The organism is Bacillus sp. LSHTCR4, from assembly GCF_057197025.1.
Window position 1 is genome coordinate 1 of record NZ_JBXUNO010000018.1, and the last position, 2488, is coordinate 2488.

The 2488-nt window shown below is 32.6% G+C and carries 3 protein-coding genes; 1 reads left to right on the plus strand and 2 read right to left on the minus strand.

The window, feature by feature from the left end:
• Positions 1-273: 273 nt before the first annotated feature.
• On the plus strand, positions 274-1065 hold the full coding sequence (locus AC2CGR_RS28115) for a sulfotransferase family 2 domain-containing protein (protein WP_087963830.1): 792 nt from the start codon (positions 274-276) through the stop codon (positions 1063-1065).
• Positions 1066-1151: 86 nt separating this feature from the next.
• Here the strand turns inward: AC2CGR_RS28115 and AC2CGR_RS28120 are convergent, their stop codons facing one another.
• Together AC2CGR_RS28120 and AC2CGR_RS28125 are read right to left on the minus strand one after the other, a co-directional pair.
• Complete coding sequence (locus AC2CGR_RS28120) at positions 1152-2084, minus strand: DMT family transporter (RefSeq protein WP_270184588.1); 933 nt, start codon at positions 2082-2084, stop codon at positions 1152-1154.
• Positions 2085-2306: 222 nt separating this feature from the next.
• The coding region (locus AC2CGR_RS28125) for a hypothetical protein (RefSeq protein ID WP_484481377.1) at positions 2307-2488 on the minus strand (182 nt) is incomplete at its 5' end.

Genomic DNA, 2488 nt, shown 5'->3' on the forward strand with positions numbered 1-2488 from the left:
ACGTTGTTTGTTTCGTTCAGTTTTCAAAGAACTACTTGGTCGCTCATTTGCGACTTCCTTATGTTAACATCTTCGTTAGTTAATGTCAACTAAGTTTTTCATTTCGTTTGCCGCTTTCGACGTTATTGTCATCGGCGACTTGTTCTATATTACACCCCTATTCAATAATAGTCAATATTAATCTTTCACTTTTTTAGAAAAGATGAAACATCTACTCATATTCCTCTTTATTTTTCATACATATAATTAAAATACCTGAAAGGAGTGTAGAGATTGTTCGATCCTCCCTTATTACATATCATCAATGCCCATTCAAGAACTCCACATTATCATAAGAATTTTCCTATCATTCTATTTTGGAGCCAAAAAAGTGGTTGTACTTCTCTTGCCAAGTGGTTCTTTTACCAGATTAACTTATTACAGACAGCTCTAAATTATAGTCCTTTCATTCATAATTATGAATATGATATATACAAAAGTACACCTGCCTATAGTGTACGACTAGGTATAGCATTACGAGAAAAACAAAAAGAAACTTTTAAACTTGTTCGTAACCCTTATAGACGAGCAGTGAGCTCTTTCGTATCCTTAATCGCACCTCCCTATATAGAGAATCCCGAATGGAAGCCCATCCGCAAGTTTCTATATCAAGATGAAAATTCCTCCAAGGGCCTCTCATTTAAACAATTTCTATACTATCTATTTATTAATGATGGTCAAGGAAATGATATTAACCCGCATTTTACACAACAATATATAGCTGATGAAGAAAAATATGTAACCAATTATATATACTTAGAAAACTTTGATCAGGAAATGAAGGCATTAGAAAAGCGTTTCGAATTAAAAACCGCACCAATAAACGAGTTCTCAACATCATGGCATCATCAAACTCCCGCCATGATTTATAAAGGGAATTTTAGCGAAGCCGATATTACTGACCCTTTATTTCCTCGCTACCCTACTTTCGAAAGTTTTTATGATACCGAATGTATACAACTCGTTCAAACAATATTTCAAAATGATTTCAATACGTATAAATATAGTAGAGAATACCTATACTGATTTCAATCTATTATCTTTGCCAAATATAAAAAAACACCTAATATATTAGGTGTTTTTTTATATTTAAACTATATACAATATGTTACTTAGCATTCCTTACTATTCAAGTTATTCTTCTTTAATAACTTACTTATCTTCTGTCTATCTGCCCATCCTACCCCTATTAAAACTAAACATCCTCCTATTACTATCTTCCAAGTTAAAGCCTCATTTAATAAAACAATTGAGGCAACAATACTTATTAACGGTAATGCATTTAAATATAATCCACTTACTGATGCTGAGACTGTCTCTAGTGCTCTATTCCAAAACCAATACGCTAAAATTGTTGCCCCGATAACAAGGTATATTACACTTAGTCCAGCCTTCCATGTTTCAACCTTTGGAAAACCGTAATAAAAAGTTTCTACCGTTGCAAATGGTAATAGAATAACAGCTCCAATAATTAAAGTTAGTGTTGTAAAAACCTTGTTTGATAGATACTGTTCTTGTTTTGGTCTTTTCAACAATACTGTATAGATAGCAAATAAGAAGGTGCTTAATAAAATAAGGATATCTCCTATTAAAGATACTTCCTGATCGACATTACTAGTTGGAATTGTAATAAGAAGCACTCCGACAACCCCCAATGCAATACCGATCCAATAATTAACCTGAATTTTTTCTTTCAAAAAGAATGCAGAAAACAGAATTGTAACTAAAGGTAAAGCAGCATCAATAATACTAACATGCAATCCACTTGTTAAAGAAATACCGTAGGATGTGAACATAAAGTAACCAGCTACACCAGTAAAAGATAGTAAACTCATTCTTTTCCACGGCACTTGTTTATGTACAACCGATCTTTTTAGTTGTTTAAATGAGAATAGTAAACAGATTCCACCCGCGAAGAAAAGGCGAATAAATAACAAAGTAAATGGCTGCATAGATTCTAGCGCCCACTTTGTTGGTGCAATGGCTGTCCCCCATAATATAACAGCCACTAATAACATGCATATTTCTTTCATAATCCCCCACACCCATCAAAAATATATGTTAACTATCTTAATTATAGATTTTTTCTTATGCGAAATCCTTTAAAAATGAAAAAACGTTATGTGAAAAACAACTGAATAGTTATTTTTCACATAACGTTTTCATATATTTCTAGTCATTCTACAACTTAATTATATAAGAAGGTAATTCTTACCTTAAACTAATATTTAAACGTATTATTTTATAACCCTTTACGAGAATATCGTTCAAAATTCATTTAAAATAGTCTCTATTTCATTCTTTCCCCTCTGTAAGATGACTAAAGGTAAATAAAAATAAACACAAAATAACCTAAGTCGAAACGACTTAGGTTTTGCTTGGCGACGTCCTACTCTCACAGGGACAAGGTCCCAACTACCATCGGCGCTAGAGAGCTTAACTTCCGTGT